15 protein-coding genes are annotated in these 17,333 nt (G+C 47.7%); 9 read left to right on the top strand and 6 right to left on the bottom strand.

Translation table 11 applies throughout. The features are described 5' to 3' along the window. Nucleotides 1-50 precede the first annotated feature (50 nt). Both MY7_RS04090 and hmoB read right to left on the bottom strand, forming a co-directional pair. Complete coding sequence (locus MY7_RS04090) at nt 51-1,436, bottom strand: hypothetical protein (protein ID WP_007610408.1); 1,386 nt, start codon at nt 1,434-1,436, stop codon at nt 51-53. 117 nt (nt 1,437-1,553) lie between these two features. Further along, nucleotides 1,554-2,054, bottom strand: a complete 501-nt coding sequence (hmoB, locus tag MY7_RS04095; protein ID WP_007610409.1) for a heme-degrading oxygenase HmoB — start codon at nt 2,052-2,054, stop codon at nt 1,554-1,556. A 122-nt stretch (nt 2,055-2,176) separates the two neighbouring features. Between hmoB and MY7_RS04100 the strand changes: the two genes are divergently transcribed. The 6 genes from MY7_RS04100 to MY7_RS04125 all read left to right on the top strand — a co-directional run bounded on the left by MY7_RS04100 (nt 2,177) and on the right by MY7_RS04125 (nt 11,104). After that, entirely contained in the window at nt 2,177-4,318 is a 2,142-nt protein-coding gene (locus tag MY7_RS04100) for a transglycosylase domain-containing protein (protein WP_007610416.1), read from the top strand. A 123-nt stretch (nt 4,319-4,441) separates the two neighbouring features. Beyond that, nucleotides 4,442-5,503, top strand: a complete 1,062-nt coding sequence (hemE, locus tag MY7_RS04105; RefSeq protein ID WP_029325967.1) for a uroporphyrinogen decarboxylase — start codon at nt 4,442-4,444, stop codon at nt 5,501-5,503. Between the two features lie 75 nt (nt 5,504-5,578). Then, complete coding sequence (hemH, locus tag MY7_RS04110) at nt 5,579-6,514, top strand: ferrochelatase (RefSeq protein ID WP_007610420.1); 936 nt, start codon at nt 5,579-5,581, stop codon at nt 6,512-6,514. Between the two features lie 27 nt (nt 6,515-6,541). After that, complete coding sequence (hemY, locus tag MY7_RS04115) at nt 6,542-7,975, top strand: protoporphyrinogen oxidase (protein WP_007610422.1); 1,434 nt, start codon at nt 6,542-6,544, stop codon at nt 7,973-7,975. 148 nt (nt 7,976-8,123) lie between these two features. Further along, the gene (locus MY7_RS04120) at nt 8,124-8,696 is read left to right on the top strand and encodes a TetR/AcrR family transcriptional regulator (protein WP_007610428.1); all 573 of its coding nucleotides are present in this window, start codon (nt 8,124-8,126) and stop codon (nt 8,694-8,696) included. Nucleotides 8,697-8,770: 74 nt separating this feature from the next. Beyond that, entirely contained in the window at nt 8,771-11,104 is a 2,334-nt protein-coding gene (locus MY7_RS04125; RefSeq protein WP_029325966.1) for a YhgE/Pip domain-containing protein, read from the top strand. A 61-nt stretch (nt 11,105-11,165) separates the two neighbouring features. Here MY7_RS04125 and fabHB read toward each other — a convergent pair whose 3' ends face one another. Next, nucleotides 11,166-12,143: a beta-ketoacyl-ACP synthase III FabHB gene (fabHB, locus tag MY7_RS04130; RefSeq protein WP_007610438.1), complete on the bottom strand. Its 978-nt coding sequence runs from the start codon at nt 12,141-12,143 to the stop codon at nt 11,166-11,168. 136 nt (nt 12,144-12,279) lie between these two features. Continuing rightward, nucleotides 12,280-12,501 (bottom strand): hypothetical protein, encoded by a 222-nt coding sequence (locus tag MY7_RS20075; RefSeq protein WP_007610440.1) that lies wholly within the window; start codon nt 12,499-12,501, stop codon nt 12,280-12,282. A 131-nt stretch (nt 12,502-12,632) separates the two neighbouring features. Between MY7_RS20075 and MY7_RS04140 the strand changes: the two genes are divergently transcribed. Continuing rightward, a complete protein-coding gene (locus tag MY7_RS04140; RefSeq protein ID WP_394852441.1) occupies nt 12,633-13,664 on the top strand; it encodes a M42 family metallopeptidase in 1,032 nt (343 codons plus the stop codon). A 39-nt stretch (nt 13,665-13,703) separates the two neighbouring features. Here the strand turns inward: MY7_RS04140 and MY7_RS04145 are convergent, their stop codons facing one another. Both MY7_RS04145 and yhfH read right to left on the bottom strand, forming a co-directional pair. Next, entirely contained in the window at nt 13,704-14,993 is a 1,290-nt protein-coding gene (locus MY7_RS04145; protein ID WP_007610442.1) for a cation:dicarboxylate symporter family transporter, read from the bottom strand. Between the two features lie 234 nt (nt 14,994-15,227). Further along, nucleotides 15,228-15,368, bottom strand: coding sequence for a protein YhfH (yhfH, locus tag MY7_RS19040; RefSeq protein ID WP_012117221.1), 141 nt, complete (start codon nt 15,366-15,368; stop codon nt 15,228-15,230). A 151-nt stretch (nt 15,369-15,519) separates the two neighbouring features. On the opposite strand from yhfH, the gene MY7_RS04150 reads away from it, so the two are divergent. Both MY7_RS04150 and lplJ read left to right on the top strand, forming a co-directional pair. Continuing rightward, the gene (locus MY7_RS04150) at nt 15,520-16,254 is read left to right on the top strand and encodes an MBL fold metallo-hydrolase (RefSeq protein ID WP_007610443.1); all 735 of its coding nucleotides are present in this window, start codon (nt 15,520-15,522) and stop codon (nt 16,252-16,254) included. A gap of 12 nt (nt 16,255-16,266) precedes the next feature. After that, a complete protein-coding gene (gene lplJ, locus MY7_RS04155; RefSeq protein WP_007610445.1) occupies nt 16,267-17,262 on the top strand; it encodes a lipoate--protein ligase LplJ in 996 nt (331 codons plus the stop codon). Nucleotides 17,263-17,333: the final 71 nt, after the last annotated feature.

Here is a 17,333-nt window from a genome sequence, read left to right on the forward strand (position 1 = left end):
TGCTTTTCCCATGATTGTATAGAAAATGTCAGAAGATTTCAATCCTTTTGCTACGGGAGAATGATGATGGCGGCGATCGTTGTGACGACTAGCCCGGCCGCAACCGGGATAAAGTTTTTCCTGGCAAGCTCAAACGGATCAACTTTACAAATAGCCGCAGCGGGAATCAGTGCCCAAGGGACCAATGTTCCGCCCCCGACCCAGATCGCTGAAATCTGGCCCAGCGCCGTTAAAACGGCCGGGTCCGTATGAAGCGCGGCGGAAAACAGCTTTGCCATCGAGCCTGCAAGAGATATACCGGAAAACCCTGACCCGTCGAGCCCGGTAATCGCACCGACTGCGGTCAGGGCGATGCCAGCGAATTCTCCGGACATCGGAAAAGAATGGGACAGGGCCAATCCGAGGTCATTGACGATCCCCGCAGATCCTTTCGGCAGCGGGGTGTTCAAAATACTTTTAAACCCCGCGTCACCGAGATAAAAGAAGGCCGCGATCGGAATGACGGGGCCGAATACTTTAAAGCCGAATTGAAAACCGCCGATAAAATACTCGGTGATCTTTTCTAAATGCCGCTCTTTATATACAATGAAATGAATGATCAGGAGAATGCCGATCGCGGTTCCTCCGACGAGTGCCGTCGCATCGTTTCCTTGCAGACGGTATACGATCATGCAGATAATATCGGCGAGAAAAACAAGCGGAATGAAAATCGCCAGGATCACCCTGAGTTTTTTCGGCAGATACATACTTGTGTCCAAAGAACCGGAGCTGTCCAAGGAGAGGGGGGCCTTCGTTTTTTTTCGATCCCGCATGATGAGGAAGAAAGCGGTGATTGTCGTCGTTAACCCCATGATCAAAACGAGCGGAATACTTGCCTGCATGACATCGCTCACGGGAATGCCCGCGGCATCGGCCGTTAATTTCGGGGCCGCCTGAATGACGTAATCCCCCGATAAAGCGAACCCGTGGCCGAACAGGTTCATCGCCATAGCCGCGGCGATCGGAGAAAGGCCCGCCCGGATCGCTGCGGGAAGCAGCACAGCGCCGATCAGCGCCACCCCTGGTGACGGCCAGAAAAAAAGAGAGATGGCAAACATCAGACAGCCGATAACCCAATACGCGACAGCCGGCCCTTTCATCAGCTTTGCAAACGGAGAAATCATCGCTTCATTAATACCGGTTTCGGTCAAGAGGCCGCTCATCGCCACGATAAAACAAATGATAAAAATCGTCGGCAGCAATTCTCCGGCGGCATACGTGAAGCTGTGAAACAGGCTGCTGACCGAAGCGGAGAATGAATGCGTCGTCCATAGCGCAATCACAAAAATGCCGGCGAGTGAAATAAAGGTTGTATCTTTTCTGAGGAGCATAAAAACGATAATGGCCGCAATAAAAGCAACATAAAGCAGATGTACCGAGTAGACGCCGATCCCCAATTGAACCACTCCGTTTATAAATAGGATTGCTACAGGTTATTCATAGGCGGGCGGAAGGTGCAAAGAAGGATGCGAAAAATCGGGACATCAAAAAAGCCGGAGAATCTCCGGCGGTTTTCAGTCTATTGCGTAATAAGCGGTTACATAAGACGGGCGTGAGAAAATGGACGTCGTGTCGATGCCGGCTGATGTTCCGCGTTTTTTATGAGCTTCCTGATAAGAGTTTGACTGCTGCCAGCCCTGAAAGGCTTTTTCTTCTTCCCACAGGGTCAGGATGACATACGTATCGCCTTCGAGCGGCCTTAATACGCGGATGGCTTGAAAACCGGGTTCATTTTCCACCTTTCCGGCGCGGTTTTTAAACCGGTTTTCAAACAGCGGACGGCCTTCCTGGGTAACGGCGATGTTGTTGAGGACGGCGTAGCCCGGCTTTTTGATTTCCCCGACGCTGTCGATGCTCTCATATGAATGGGGCGCCTGAAAAACGGTTTCTCCATTTGTTTCATGAATTAAGACCGCATTTTCCTCCCCTTGCATCAGCACCATATTCTCACTCGGGTGTTTCTTTGCAATCGTCTTTAAAAAATCGGCTGTCCCGTATGTAATATAAACCTTCATATCAGCCACCTCCTGCTTGCTAGTATATCAAAAGAGTGGTATAAGTTTCTATTGGCGACTCATTCTGACATAATTCGAAACAATATTTCCCATACTACAAGTTAAGAAAGGCGAGGTGACTTATGCTGAAAAAGAAAAAAAGATTCTTTATTCCGGCTGTAATTGCGGCGGCAACCGCTTTTCTCGCGTTAATCGGATACATTATCATCATATTTCTCGGTCATTATGTCATCGATGAAAAGAAATTAATACTGCACGCATCTTCAAAAATCGTCGATCAAAACGGTGATGAAATCGCGAGCCTCTATACGGAAAATCGCGAGCCGGTATCCATTCAGCAGGTTCCGGAAGATGTGAGAGATGCCTTTATCGCTGTTGAAGATAAACGGTTTTACGAACATCACGGCATTGATGTAAAGTCTGTCGGCCGGGCGGTGTTCCGGGATGTTTTAGCAGGCGGCAAGGTGGAAGGCGGAAGCACGATCACCCAGCAGCTGGCGAAAAACATTTTTCTGACTCATGATAAAACATTTTTGCGCAAGACGAAGGAAGTCATTATCGCCATCAATCTTGAGCGTGATTACAGCAAGGACAAGCTGCTTGAAATGTACCTGAACCAGCTTTATTTCGGCCATGGCGTTTACGGCATTCAAGCCGCGTCCCACTACTACTTTAATAAAGAAGTAAAAGATTTAACCGTTGCGGAAGGAGCCGTTCTGGCAGCGATTCCGAAGGCGCCATCTCTTTATTCGCCGATTCAGCATCCGGATAAAAATAAAGAACGCCGCGATACGATTCTTGCAATGATGAACGACCAAGGCTATATCAGCGCCAAGGAAGCCGTCAGAGCCCAGGGCCGGACATTGGGGCTTCATGTCAAGAAAACATCAGAAACGCCTTGGTTTGACAGTTATATTGATCTTGTCATCAAGGAGGCGGAAGACCGTTATTCGATGTCAGGTGAACAGCTGCTTCAAGGCGGCTATACGATCCGGACGTCACTTGATTCCAAGCTGCAGAAAACGGCATACACCCTCATGAAGGAAAGCGGCTATTTTCCGGGGACGGATCAGGCGGCAGAGGGAAGCGCCGTCTTTATTGATAATAAAACCGGAGGCGTGCGCGCGGCGGTCGGCGGACGCGACTACGTGACAAAAGGATACAACAGGGTTACGGCGAAGCGTCAGCCGGGCTCAACGTTTAAGCCGATTGCCGTATACGGGCCCGCCATGCAGGAAGACAAGTTCAAACCGTATTCGCTTCTCCAAGACAAACTCACGTCCTACGACGGGTATGAACCGAAAAATTATGACGGACAGTACAAGGGGGAAGTGACGATGCAGGATGCGATCACTTACAGCATAAATGCGCCCGCTGTCTGGACATTGAAGCAGATCGGCGTAGATACGGGAAAATCGTATCTTGAGAAAAACGGCATGAACGTTTCTGACAACGGACTCGCGATTGCGCTTGGCGGTCTGTCTGAAGGCGTTACTCCGCTTCAGCTTGCCGGAGCTTATCATACCTTTGCGGCAAACGGAATGTATACGAAGCCATTTTTTATAGAGAACATCACGGACGAAGACGGAGAAACGTTGTCCGGGCCTAAAAACGGCAAAACGCGCGTCTTCAGCGGACAGACGGCATGGAATATGACGAGAATGCTTCAGCAGGTCGTAAAAGAAGGAACCGCTTCACAAGGCAGCTATCAAGGTGACCTGGCGGGGAAAACCGGCACGACCACATTTCCCGGCGTCCCCGGCGCGACAAAGGACGCCTGGTTTGCGGGATACACTCCCGGACTGACGGGAGCCGTCTGGATGGGCTATGACAAAACGGATAAAACCCATTACCTGAAAGGCGGAAGCCAATACCCGGTCAGACTCTTTAAAGATATCGTCACAAAAGCGGGAGAAAACGGGGAGACATTCAAAAAGCCTGAAAATGTGAAGGAACTGGGCAGCCCGATTGAGCTGGAGGCGGTGAAGTCCCTGTCGGCCCGTTATACATTTAAGGCGATGGGACTGATTACGGTTCAATTAAAATGGGATATTCAAAAGGATGATCGGGTTGTTTACCGAATATATGAGAAGAAAGACGGAAAAGACAAGCTTCTGGATTCGGTGAAAGGAAAAGGCAGCTTTGACATACCGTACGCCAATCTGTTTTCAGGGGCTTCATACAAAGTCGTTCCATATAATTCACAGACGGATCAAGAAGGAGAGGGAACGGAATACGTTCAGCCGAAGCTTTTTTCTTCTTAATCATGAATTCGGCGATTTTTTGAACATTAAGCCTCAATTCTATACGCTTTTGAAAAAACAAGGTATAGTGTAATGGGCGAAGAACACGAACGTATGGTTGCAGGAGGAAAGGTGGAAATTCAGATGAGTAAACGAGAAGCGTTTAATGATACGTTTTTAAAAGCGGCACGGGGAGAAAAAACAAATCACGTCCCTGTCTGGTACATGAGACAGGCGGGGAGGTCTCAGCCGGAATACCGCAAGCTGAAGGAAAAGTACGGCTTAGTCGAAATTACGCATCAGCCCGAGCTGTGCGCGTATGTGACGAGGCTCCCGGTCGAGCAGTACGGAGTGGACGCTGCCATTTTATATAAAGACATTATGACGCCGCTTCCTTATATCGGAGTGGATGTTGAAATAAAAAACGGAATCGGCCCGGTGATCGATCAGCCGGTGCGCTCTGCTGCGGATATTGAAAAGCTCGGCGAACTGAATCCCGAACAGGATGTTCCTTACGTGCTGGAAACGATCCGATTACTCGTAAACGAACAGCTGAATGTTCCGCTCATCGGTTTTTCGGGAGCGCCTTTTACGCTGGCCAGTTATATGATTGAAGGCGGGCCTTCTAAAAATTACAACAAAACAAAAGCGTTTATGCACAGTATGCCGCAAGCGTGGCAAATGCTGATGGACAAGCTCGCGGACATGATTATCGTTTATGCGAAAGCGCAGATTAACGCCGGCGCAAAAGCCATTCAGATCTTTGATTCATGGGTCGGCGCGCTGAACCGCGAAGATTACCGGCAGTTTATAAAACCGGTGATGGACAGAATTTTCCGGGAGCTTTCAGCAGAACAAGTTCCGCTGATCATGTTCGGCGTAGGGGCAAGCCACCTGGCCGGGGATTGGCATGACCTTCCTCTTGATGTCGTCGGTCTTGATTGGAGACTCGGCATAGATGACGCCAGAAAACAAGGCATTACAAAAACGGTTCAGGGCAATCTTGATCCGTCGCTTCTTCTTGCGCCTTGGGAAGTCATCGAGAAAAAAGCGAAAGCGATACTTGATCAAGGCATGAAAACGGACGGGTTTATTTTCAATTTAGGGCATGGCGTATTCCCTGATGTCAATCCGGCAACGCTGAAAAAGCTGACGGCGTTTGTACATGAATATTCCGCGGCCAAAAAAACGGAACAATCTTCCTGAGCAGATCGTTGGTTATAAGAAGATTTTCCTGTCAAAATCAAGGTAGACAGACCATCAAAAGAGGTGTTTAACAAAATGAGCAGCAAAAAGAAAATGGGACTTCTTGTCATGGCTTACGGAACGCCTTACAAAGAAGAGGACATAGAACGTTATTATACGCATATCAGACGCGGAAGAAAGCCGGAGCCTCATATGCTTCAAGATTTAAAAGACAGATATGAAGCGATCGGAGGCATTTCGCCGCTTGCGAAAATTACGCAGGAGCAGGCGGAGAAGCTCGCACAGCGTTTAAATGAAATCCAGGATGACATAACATTCAAAGTGTACATCGGATTAAAACATATTGAACCGTTTATTGAAGACGCGGTGGCGGACATGCATAAAGACGGCATTACAGAAGCTGTCAGCCTTGTGCTCGCCCCTCATTTTTCAACATTCAGCGTCCAGTCATACAACAAACGCGCGAAAGAAGAAGCGGAGAAGCTCGGCGGCTTGACCATCAAGTCTGTTGAAAGCTGGTATGATGAACCGAAATTCGTTGATTATTGGGTCGGCCAGGTGAAGAAAACGTATGAATCAATGCCGAAAGAAGAACGGGATGACGCGATGCTGATCGTCTCAGCGCACAGCCTTCCTGAAAAAATAAAAGAATACGGCGATCCGTATCCTGACCAGCTGGAGGAATCCGCAAAACTGATTGCCGAAGGCGCCGGAATTACCGATTACGCAGTCGGCTGGCAAAGCGAAGGGAACACCCCTGATCCGTGGCTCGGGCCGGATGTGCAGGATCTCACGCGCGAGCTGTATCAAAAGCATCCTTATAAAGCATTTGTATACGTGCCCGCAGGCTTCGTTGCCGATCATTTAGAGGTGCTTTACGATAATGATTATGAATGCAAAGCTGTGACCGAAGAAGTCGGCGCAAGCTACTATCGTCCGGCTATGCCGAACGCACAGCCTGAATTTATCGACGCGCTTGCAGCGGTCGTGCTGAAAGAGCTGGACAAGTAGAATTAAACGGTAAAGAAGGCGATAAAAATGAGTGGCGATAAAAAACATCTGGTCATCATCGGCGGCGGCATAACGGGATTAGCCGCCGCCTTCTACATGGAAAAAGAAATCAAAGAAAAACAGCTGCCGCTTGAGGTCACCCTGATCGAAGCAGGCCCGAGAGCCGGCGGCAAAATTCAGACGGCGCATAAAGACGGCTACATCATTGAGCGGGGCCCGGATTCTTTTTTGGAAAGGAAAAAAAGCGCGCCGCAGCTCGTCAAGGATTTGGGGCTTGAGCATCTGCTCGTCAACAATGCGACCGGCCAGTCTTATGTGCTCGTCAACGAGACGCTTCATCCGATGCCGAAGGGCGCGGTGATGGGCATTCCGACCAAAATCGCTCCGTTCATCTCCACCGGTTTATTTTCTGTTCCCGGAAAAGCGCGGGCGGCGCTTGACTTTGTCCTGCCTGCGAGCAAACCGAAGGAAGATCAGTCTCTGGGTGAATTTTTCCGCAGACGCGTCGGTGACGAAGTCGTTGAGAATTTAATAGAACCGCTATTATCAGGGATTTATGCCGGAGATATTGATAAGCTGAGCCTCATGTCCACGTTTCCGCAATTCTATCAGACTGAGCAGAAGCACAGAAGCCTGATTCTCGGTATGAAAAAATCACGTCCGCAGCCTTCGGGACAGCAGCTGACGGCCAAAAAGCAGGGCCAGTTTTTAACACTGACGACAGGGCTTCAAACGTTGGTGGAGGAGCTGGAAAAGCAGCTTACACTGACAAAGGTGATGAAAGGCACGAAAGTCACCCATATCGGCCGCGAGGAGAAAGGATATTCCGTGACGCTTGATAACGGCAAAGTGCTCTATGCGGAAGGATGCATTGTGACAGCCCCGCATAAAGCCGCGGCGAAAATGCTTTCTGATCTGCCGGCGGTTTCATGTCTCAAAGACATGCATTCTACGTCCGTTGCCAACGTCGCCTTAGGTTTTCCTGAGGGTGCCGTCAAAATGGAGCATGAAGGTACGGGATTCGTTATCTCAAGAAACAGCGACTTCTCCATCACGGCCTGCACATGGACGAATAAAAAATGGCCGCACGCGGCGCCGGAGGGCAAAACGCTTCTCAGGGCGTACGTCGGAAAGGCCGGAGATGAATCCATCGTAGATCTTTCAGATAACGAGATCATTAAAATCGTAATGGAAGATTTGAAAAAAGTAATGAAAATAAATGGCGAACCGGAAATGACCTGTGTGACCCGCTGGAACGAAAGCATGCCGCAATACCATGTCGGCCATAAGGAGCGCATCAAAGAGTTCAGAGATGCGCTGAAAGCTTCCTATCCGGGCGTATACGCGACGGGCGCGTCTTTCGAAGGGGTGGGCATCCCCGACTGTATCGACCAGGGAAAAGCCGCCGTATATGATTCACTGGCTTATATATTTGAAACGTACCAGCCTCCGTTATCGTAAAACGGAGGTTTTTTTGCATGTTCCCGTTCTGTAAAGGGAACACCAATAAAGAGAAAAAACATTTGAATCTTCTTTGTGACTGTGATAAGTTATCTTATGTACAAAATGACTAAAACGTTCAAACGGTCAATTTAACGAGGTGGGAAACATGTCCGTCGATCGGAAAAAGCTCATTCTGGAAGCGGCAACGAAGTCTTTTACACAATTCGGCTACAAAGCAACGACAATGGATCTGGTGGCAAAGCTTGCAAATGTGGGGAAGGGAACCATCTACACGTTTTTCAAAAACAAAGAAGAACTGTTTGATGATATTTTCACCACTATTTTAAGAGAAATGAAGGAACACGCAGACGAAGCGATGAAACCGGAGCTTTCATTTCACGAAAATGTCCACCGGGCGCTTGTCGCGATTTTGGAATTCAGAAAAACACACCAGCTGACTATTAAAATTTTTCAGGAGAACGCCGAGATTGGTACAATAGCCGTTCAGGATGTCATTGTGAAAATGGAGCGGGCCATTCTGTCATACATTAAAGAAAAGATAGAAACAGCCATTGAAAACGGAAGCATTAAACCGTGTGATCCGGAACTGACCGCTTTTGTGATGCTCAAGCTCTACATCGCGCTGATATTTGACTGGGAAAAAAACCATCCGCCTCTTGAAAAAGAGACGATCGCTGAATTGCTGGAAATGTATGTTGGTCAAGGATTATCTAAATAATAGATGATCCTTCACTTTTTAGGTGCCGTGACCGTTTTGTCAAATGAGTCAGTTTGCGGAAGGAGGCAACAGGGTTGAATACAATAAAAAGCCAGTGGAAAGACATTGTAACGAACAAGAAACTGTTAATCCCCATCATTGCCATATTATTCGTTCCGCTGATTTACAGCGGAGTGTTTTTGAAGGCGTACTGGGACCCGTACGGCACGGTGGATCAGCTGCCGGTTGTCGTTGTCAACCAGGATAAAGGGGCGGACTACGAAGGGAAACATCTTCAGATCGGTGACGATCTTGTGAAAGAGTTAAAGAAAAATGATAATTTTGATTGGCATTTTTCAAGCGATCTTGATCAATCGTTAAAGGACTTATTAAATGCTAAATATTATTTATTGGTCGAGATTCCTGAAGATTTTTCTAAAAACGCCAGCACGGTAATGGATAAAAATCCGAAGAAGCTGGATCTGAAATATCATACGAATGCCGGATCAAACTATGTCGGCGCGACAATCGGGGAAAAGGCGATCGACAAACTGAAAGCCTCCGTGTCGAAAGAAGTGACAGAGCAATACGCAAAAGTCATTTTTGATAACTTTAAAGATATTGCCAAAGGGCTCGGCAAAGCCAGCAGCGGAGCCAAGAAAATAGACGACGGCACGAAAAACGCGAAAGACGGCAGCGCCAAGCTGAAGGAAAATTTAGCGAAGCTTACTGAAAGCACCGCCACCATCAGCGATAAAACGCAGCAGCTTGCAGACGGAGCGGCGAAAGTGACAAGCGGAATTCAAACGCTTGACAGCTCTATCGCAAAACTTCAGAGCGCAAGCGCCGAAATTCAAGATAAATCAGGACAGATTGCTTCAGGAGGAGGCCAAGTGGCCAGCGGGCTGAAAACAAGCCTTGACGCGCAAAAGCAGCTCCAGCAAAAGCTTCCGGATTTAACGAATGGATTAAGCGCGTTAAACAGCAAGGCGCAGGAAGTGTCGCAAAAAGCGGCGGCATTTGAAGATGCGATCAATTCAGTCAACCTGTCAGACATTGAAAACGCGGTTGGGCAGCTCGAGCAGACTGAAAAGGACCTGCAGCAGTTTAAGAAGAAGCTTTCTGATCTGAAAAACAACCTGGATGCCCGGGATGACGCGGTTAAAAAGGTGATTAAGGACAGTGATTTCTTAATGGATGAGCAAAAAGCGAAACTTGTTCAGCTTCTGAATGAGAAGCTTCCGAAAGCCGACCTTCCGGATTTAGACAATATCGTCAGCCAGCTTCCGTCCGGCGGAGATATTCAGCTTCCGGATATGTCAGTCATAAAAAGCGCGCTCAAAGATGTAAAAGCGAAGGCTGATCAGCTGAAAGCACTGCCTCAGTCCACATCGAAACTGTATAACGGCGCAGCGGCGGTACAAGACGCGATTAACCAGCTGACGGCTGGAACTGATAAATTATACAGCGGAGCGCAAACCGTTTTTGAAAGCCAAAACAAATTGACAGCCGGCATCGGCGAATACAACAGCAAGTTCGGACAGCTCAAATCAGGATCAGAAGCGTTAGTGTCAGGGAGCGGCCAAGTATCAGGCGGCTTAACGAAACTGCTGGACGCGCAAAACAAAATCCATGACGGCTCGTCCAAAATTGAGCAGGGTCAAGCGTCTCTCGGCACCGGTTTAAGCAAACTTTTAGACGGCACCGGACAATTGTCCGGCCAGCTGAAAGATGCGGCTGATCAAACCGGGGACATTAAGACAGATGACAAAACGTACAGCATGTTTGCCGATCCGGTAAAAACGGACGATAACGCGATTCATTCCGTGCCTAACTACGGTACCGGACTGACGCCTTATATTCTCTCTATGGGCTTGTATGTCGGCGGCTTGATGCTGACGGTCGTATTCCCTCTGAGTGAAGCTTCAGGGCGTCCGAGAAACGGTTTTGAATGGTTCCTCAGCAAATTCAGCGTTATTCTGCTTGTCGGACTGATTCAATCCGTTATTGTCGCCACGGTTCTGTTAAAAGGAATCGGGCTTGATGTGGAGAGCACTTGGAGATTCTATCTCTTTACGATGATTACCAGCATCGCGTTCCTGTCCATGATTCAATTATTGGCGACAACGATGGGAAATCCGGGACGCTTTATCGCTGTCATCATTCTGGTGCTCCAGCTCGGGGCAAGCGGAGGAACCTTCCCGCTTGAACTCCTGCCGGGATTCTATCAAGTGATTCACGGGGCACTGCCGATGACTTACAGCATCAACGGGTTCCGCGCCGTCATTTCAAATGGCGATTACGGCTATATGTGGCAGCAGGCATCCATTCTGTTGGGCATCGCCGTTGTCATGATCGCGCTGACCATCGTGTATTTTACGGTGCAAAGCAAAAAAGAACACAAAACGGAAGAAGAAATAACAGCATAAGAAAAAGAGGCGCTGAGCAGATGCTCAGGGCCTCTTTTTTTAGATTTCGATCGTCGTACTATTAAAATCCCCATCTTACCAACAGTCCGGTATACGTTAATCCTCCGCCGAACCCGAATAATACCAGCGTCTGGCCTTCCGACAGTTTTTTTGCTTTCACAGCTTCATCCAAAGCGAGAATAATAGAAACCGATGAAGTGTTGCCGTAATATTCAACGCTTGTCAACGTTCGTTCAAGCGGGAAGGGCAGTTTTTCGCAGATGGATTCGATCATCCGCATGTTGGCGCTGTGAGGAACGAACCAATCCAGATCGTCTTTTAAAAAGCCGGCTTTTTCTAAAAGGGCATTGCATTCCTCAGGCACGGTTCTGGCCGCCCATTTATATACTTCGCGCCCGTTTTGCACCATATTTCCTCCGCCTTTAAGCGGCTCGCCGTTTAATTCTGCGCTCAGTCCCGTGCGATACAGTACGTCCGCGCTGCCTCCCGCTGTTCCTTGCACGGCTGCCAAAAAGCCCGGCGCTGATTCGTCGCGTTCCACCAATAGGGCGCCAGCAGCGTCTCCGAAAAGAACGCAGGTTGTCCGGTCAGTATAATCCGTTACCTTTGATAATGTTTCACCAGCAATGACAATCACTTTTTGATGGGAACCGGCGGTAATTAATGCGTCTGCGAGCTGAAGGCCGTAAGTGAGTCCGGCGCATGTGGCGTTAATATCAAGCGCCCCCGTGTGCGGCCAGCCGAAGTAAGCCTGCACGCGTGCCGCAGTGCTTGGAAACGCATAGTCCGCCGTTGTTGTGGCGACAAGGATCATATCGACATCATCAAGAGTTCCGCTGTATCGTTCTGCAAGGTTTTTCACCGCTTCCACACACAAATCCGATGTGAATTCATGTTCGCCGGCAATGCGTCTTTCCTTCATACCGGTGCGCTGGACGATCCATTCATCAGATGTATCGACGATGCGCTCCAAATCCGCGTTTGTTAATCGGCGTGCCGGAGCATATGTACCGATTGCTGTAATTTTAGATTTTGACATGAAAAAATCACTCCTTTATATCAGATTATAACACCTGATATTATTACTTGGTACTAATTTTAATAAAAAAACCCAAGCAGCATTCGCTGTTTGGGGAGCATGAGAATCTATTTGTAAAACGGGCTTGTGTGAACGATTACCAATGACGGCAGCAGCGGCGGCATGAATGATGATGCTTCTTTTTTTCTTTCTTCTTTTTTTCTTTCTTCTTTTTACAAGGGTCTTCTTTTTTCTTTTTACAGTGATCTTCTTCTTTTTTACAGCCCCAGAAGGCTGCACCAGACCAATCATCCTCAAACCAATCCTCAAACCAATCATTATGAAATCTTTTCCGCTTGTGCGGTTTACGGCTGATCATACATTTCCCTCCTATGCTCATGCTCCCTTCATTCTATGAAAAAAGAGAAGGAAAAGATTGGACGGGTTGTGGATCAAAAGAGTATATTTTAAGAAGAATAAAATTGATAGGAGGAATGACCTGTGGAAAATATGAAACATACGATGGAACTGATTAAAGAATTGGTGTCGATTCCGAGTCCGACGGGCAATACATACGAGGTTATCGCCTATACAGAAAGTCTTTTAAAAGAATGGGGCGTCTCCTCTTACAGAAACCGCAAAGGCGGTCTTTTTGTCACAATTCCCGGCCGTGATGACAAGAAACACAGATTGCTGACGGCGCATGTCGATACGCTCGGCGCGATGGTAAAGGAGATAAAGGCGGACGGCCGGCTGAAGATTGACTTGATCGGCGGCTTCCGATATCACTCGATTGAAGGAGAATATTGCGAGATCCAAACTTCTTCCGGCAAAACCTATACAGGCACCATCTTAATGCATCAGACTTCAGTGCACGTCTACAAGGACGCCGGCAAGGCAGAGCGGAATCAGGAGAATATGGAAGTCCGCCTTGATGAGCCTGTCCGGACGAAGGAAGAGACGTCCGATCTCGGCATCAGGGTCGGCGATTTCATCTCATTTGACCCGCGCGTGCAGATTACGCCGAGCGGCTTTATTAAGTCCCGTCATCTTGATGACAAAGCGAGCGTGGCTCTGCTCTTGAATTTAATCCGCCGCATCACGGAAGAGAAAATCGAACTTCCGTATACGACGCATTTTCTGATTTCTAATAATGAAGAAATCGGCTACGGAGGCAATTCCAACATTCCTCCTGAGACCGTCGAATACTTGGCTGTTGATATGGGAGCGATCGGCGACGGCCAGTCTACGGATGAATATACCGTCTCCATTTGCGTGAAGGATGCGAGCGGCCCGTACCATTATCAGCTCAGAAAACATCTGGCCGGGCTTGCGGAGCGCTATGACATTGATTATCAGCTTGATATTTATCCGTATTACGGTTCTGATGCCTCAGCAGCCATCCGTTCGGGCCATGACATCGTCCACGGGCTGATCGGCCCGGGAATTGACGCTTCACACGCTTTTGAACGCACGCATGAATTATCGCTTCTTAATACGGCGAAGCTTTTGCACCGGTACGTTCTATCGCCGATGGCATAAAAAACCCTGCGCGGAAATCATTCCGTGCAGGGTTTTCGTTTAACCTGAGATGGTTGTGTTTTGTTCTGTTTTGGCGAGGCTCATGACCTTCGCGCCTTTAACGGGATCATACTGGCCTTCCCATTTTGACATCACAACGGATGCCAGCGCGTTTCCGGTCAGATTGACGACCGTACGGGCCATGTCCATAATCCGGTCAACACCAGCGATGAATGCAAGGCCTTCTGCAGGAACGCCGATTGTGCCGAGTGTAGCAAGCAGGACGACGAAAGAAGTCCCGGGCACGGCAGCCATTCCTTTGGAAGTGACCATCAAGACAAGCACAAGGGTAATCTGCTGCCAAATGGTCAAGTCAATGTGGTATACCTGAGCGAGGAATAAAGCGGCGATTGATTGGTACAGCACAGATCCGTCTAAGTTAAAGGTATATCCGATCGGCACAACAAAGGAAACAATACCTTTCGGACAGCCGATTTTCTCCATCTTCTCCATGATGCGGGGGAGTACGGTTTCGGAGCTTGACGTACTGAACGCCAATAAAATTTCATCCTTCATATAGGCGAGGAATTTGAAAATGTTTAAACCGGCAAGCTTTCCGACGATTCCGAATACAACAATGAGAAAGAAAGCCAAAGCTACATATACTAAACCGACCAGTTTACCGAGTGAAAGCAGGGAACTGAGCCCAAATTTGGAAACGGTAACACCAATCAATGCAAAAACACCAAACGGCGCAACTTTCATGACGAGGTTCACAACATGGAACATCGCATGAGAAACACCTTCAAAGAAGGCCAAGACAGGCTTTCCTTTTTCACCGATTGCCGAGATGCCGAGTGCAAACAACACGGTAAAGCAGATGATGGCAAGCAGATCTCCTTCGGCCAATGATTGGAAGAAGTTTGTCGGTACGATATGCAGGAATGTGTCCGCAACGGATTTGCCGCTTTGTTCTTTTTCTGTTTCAACATATTGACTGATATCTGTCTTTTGAGCTTCATGTATATTAACGCCTGCTCCCGGCTGAAAAAGATTCGCCAAAGCCAGTCCGAGAATAATGGCAAAAGTGGTAATGATCTCAAAATACAAAATCGTTCTGAAGCCTAATTTTCCGACTTGTTTTCCGCTCCCCGCACCGGCAACGCCGATGATTAAGCTGGATACGACAATTGGAATCACTATCATTTTGATTAAGCGTAAAAACAAATCGCCGATAGGCTGTAAATATGTTGGAATGGCGGGATTGCCGTACCAGATGACACCGACTACAACCCCTAGTATGAGTCCGACGAAGATTTGCGTCGCTAGTCCAAAGCGTAATTTTTTCATAGATTACCTCCCGAAGAAAAAAGTGCAATAAGTATCTAAAAAGATAGCTATTAGAACAAATTATAATAGAAAAGAAAACAATCCGTCTATAGAAAAATATAGATTGAAAATACTGAATCTTTTAAAACGTACAGATAATTGCTAATAATGGTGAATAACGCCCTATTCAGAAAGTATGATGAGGGCCGAAAAAAACGGGCGCCGCACAACTTAGAATTGTGCGGCGCCCTATTGTCACATATCCTTAATTTTCAAGCAGTCATTGCACAAATTAATGTGACACTCATACTGCTCAACAATCTCATTTCCGCATTCTTCGCATTTCTTACCGGGTAAATTTCTGAAAAAATCCGACATCTTTTCCAACATACCCATCCCTCTTTCATTGTTTTGTCTCTACATTGTATTATAACAGTTTTGGAAAATCAACGGCTGTTTTGGCACAATGTTTAAAACATGCAATTTGTACGAAAAATAGGTATATTGGAGGAAAGGATCTTTTTATCATAAACATTCGGAGGACCATATGAAAATTACAGTCATTGGATGCTGCGGCGGGTTTCCGGCCGCAAACGAAGCAACTTCAGGCTATCTGTTTCAGTCCGGCGGCTATTCTCTGCTCGTCGATTGCGGAAGCGCCGTATTATCAAAGCTATTTGCCTATGTTCCGGCAGAAGAGCTTGATGCCGTCATTTTGTCCCATTATCACCATGATCATATCGCTGATATCGGGCCGCTTCAATTTGCCAAACAGGTCGGCTCCTTTCTCGGAAAAGGGACGCATGCACTGCCGATTTACGGGCATGATGCTGATATAGAACAGTTTGAGCGTCTTACATATAAAACGCATACAAAAGGAGTGGCCTATCAGCCGGACCGCCCGCTTTCTGCCGGGCCGTTCACCATTACCTTTCTGAAAACGGTGCATCCGGTCACTTGTTATGCGATGCGGATTACTGACGGTTCAGCTTCTGTTGTGTATACGGCTGATTCAAGCTACCAGGACGCGTTTATCCCGTTTGCGGAAAATGCCGATCTGCTGATCTGCGAGTGCAATTTTTACGCAGACCAGGACGGCACGTCAGCCGGCCATATGAACAGTTTGGAAGCCGGACGTATCGCGAAGGAGGCCGGAGCGGGGGAGCTGATTCTCACGCATCTGCCTCATTTCGGCGAGCACCGGAAGCTGAAAGAAGAAGCGGAATCCGTGTTCGGGGGCGAAGTGACAATCGCCGCTTCCGGATTGAAGTGGGAGAAATAAAGGAGGAGCACCATGTTATTTATCGACAACCAAAACATAACCGATCCGAGGATCAACCTCGCGATCGAGGAATATTGCGTGAAGCATCTCGACCCTGAACAGACATACCTGCTGTTTTATGTCAATCAGCCGTCGATTATCATCGGGAAGAACCAAAACACAATAGAAGAAATCAATACGAAATACGTAGAAGATAACGGAATCATCGTCGTCCGCAGGCTGTCAGGAGGCGGTGCGGTTTACCATGACCTCGGGAATCTGAATTTCAGTTTTATCACCAAGGATGACGGCGACAGCTTTCACAATTTTAAAAAATTCACCGAACCCGTTATTCAGGCGCTGCGTCAGCTCGGTGTAGAAGCTGAATTAAGCGGCCGAAACGACATCGTCGCGGACGGCAGAAAAATTTCCGGCAACGCTCAATTTTCGACGAAAGGGCGTATTTTCAGCCACGGAACATTAATGCTGGATTCCGCCATTGATCATGTTGTGTCAGCCTTGAAAGTGAAAAAAGACAAAATCGAATCAAAAGGCATTAAGTCAATCAGAAGCCGTGTCGCCAACATCAGCGAGTTTCTTGATGACAAAATGACGGCGGACGAATTCAAAAAGCATCTGCTTCACCATATTTTTAATACAAATGATCTTTCCGAAGTGCCGGAATATAGACTCACCGATGAAGACTGGAAAGCGATCCGGAAGATTTCCGAAGAGCGCTATCAAAACTGGGACTGGAATTTCGGCAGGTCGCCCGCATTTAACCTTCAGCATTCGAAACGTTATCCGGTCGGATCGATTGATCTGCGTCTTGAAGTGAAAAAAGGAATCATTCAGGACTGCAAAATTTTCGGTGATTTCTTCGGTGCAAAAGATGTGAGTGAAGTCGAACAGGCGCTGACCGGAAAACAGTATGACAGAACTGCTATCAAGGAGGCGCTGGCCGGAATCGATCTGAAACAGTATTTCGGCAAAATAGAGCTGGAAGATTTCCTTGAGCTGATTTATTAGAACATTTGCCGAACGCATGATTTGAATCAGCGCTCGTTTTTGTGAAATGATAGAACCATAATGAATGGGGA

It is taken from the genome of Bacillus sp. 5B6, assembly GCF_000259405.1.
Classification (GTDB): Bacteria; Bacillota; Bacilli; order Bacillales; family Bacillaceae; genus Bacillus; species Bacillus velezensis.

What these genes read in the sequence shown, in the direction of transcription:
- lplJ (WP_007610445.1), top strand. Translation starts at nt 16,267, where the DNA reads ATGTTATTTATCGACAACCAAAACATAACCGATCCGAGGATCAACCTC.
- fabHB (WP_007610438.1), bottom strand. Translation starts at nt 12,143, where the DNA reads ATGTCAAAATCTAAAATTACAGCAATCGGTACATATGCTCCGGCACGC.
- yhfH (WP_012117221.1), bottom strand. Translation starts at nt 15,368, where the DNA reads ATGGGTATGTTGGAAAAGATGTCGGATTTTTTCAGAAATTTACCCGGT.
- MY7_RS04140 (WP_394852441.1), top strand. Translation starts at nt 12,633, where the DNA reads ATGAAACATACGATGGAACTGATTAAAGAATTGGTGTCGATTCCGAGT.
- MY7_RS04100 (WP_007610416.1), top strand. Translation starts at nt 2,177, where the DNA reads ATGCTGAAAAAGAAAAAAAGATTCTTTATTCCGGCTGTAATTGCGGCG.
- hemE (WP_029325967.1), top strand. Translation starts at nt 4,442, where the DNA reads ATGAGTAAACGAGAAGCGTTTAATGATACGTTTTTAAAAGCGGCACGG.
- MY7_RS04150 (WP_007610443.1), top strand. Translation starts at nt 15,520, where the DNA reads ATGAAAATTACAGTCATTGGATGCTGCGGCGGGTTTCCGGCCGCAAAC.
- MY7_RS04145 (WP_007610442.1), bottom strand. Translation starts at nt 14,993, where the DNA reads ATGAAAAAATTACGCTTTGGACTAGCGACGCAAATCTTCGTCGGACTC.
- hemH (WP_007610420.1), top strand. Translation starts at nt 5,579, where the DNA reads ATGAGCAGCAAAAAGAAAATGGGACTTCTTGTCATGGCTTACGGAACG.
- MY7_RS20075 (WP_007610440.1), bottom strand. Translation starts at nt 12,501, where the DNA reads ATGATCAGCCGTAAACCGCACAAGCGGAAAAGATTTCATAATGATTGG.
- MY7_RS04120 (WP_007610428.1), top strand. Translation starts at nt 8,124, where the DNA reads ATGTCCGTCGATCGGAAAAAGCTCATTCTGGAAGCGGCAACGAAGTCT.
- hemY (WP_007610422.1), top strand. Translation starts at nt 6,542, where the DNA reads ATGAGTGGCGATAAAAAACATCTGGTCATCATCGGCGGCGGCATAACG.
- hmoB (WP_007610409.1), bottom strand. Translation starts at nt 2,054, where the DNA reads ATGAAGGTTTATATTACATACGGGACAGCCGATTTTTTAAAGACGATT.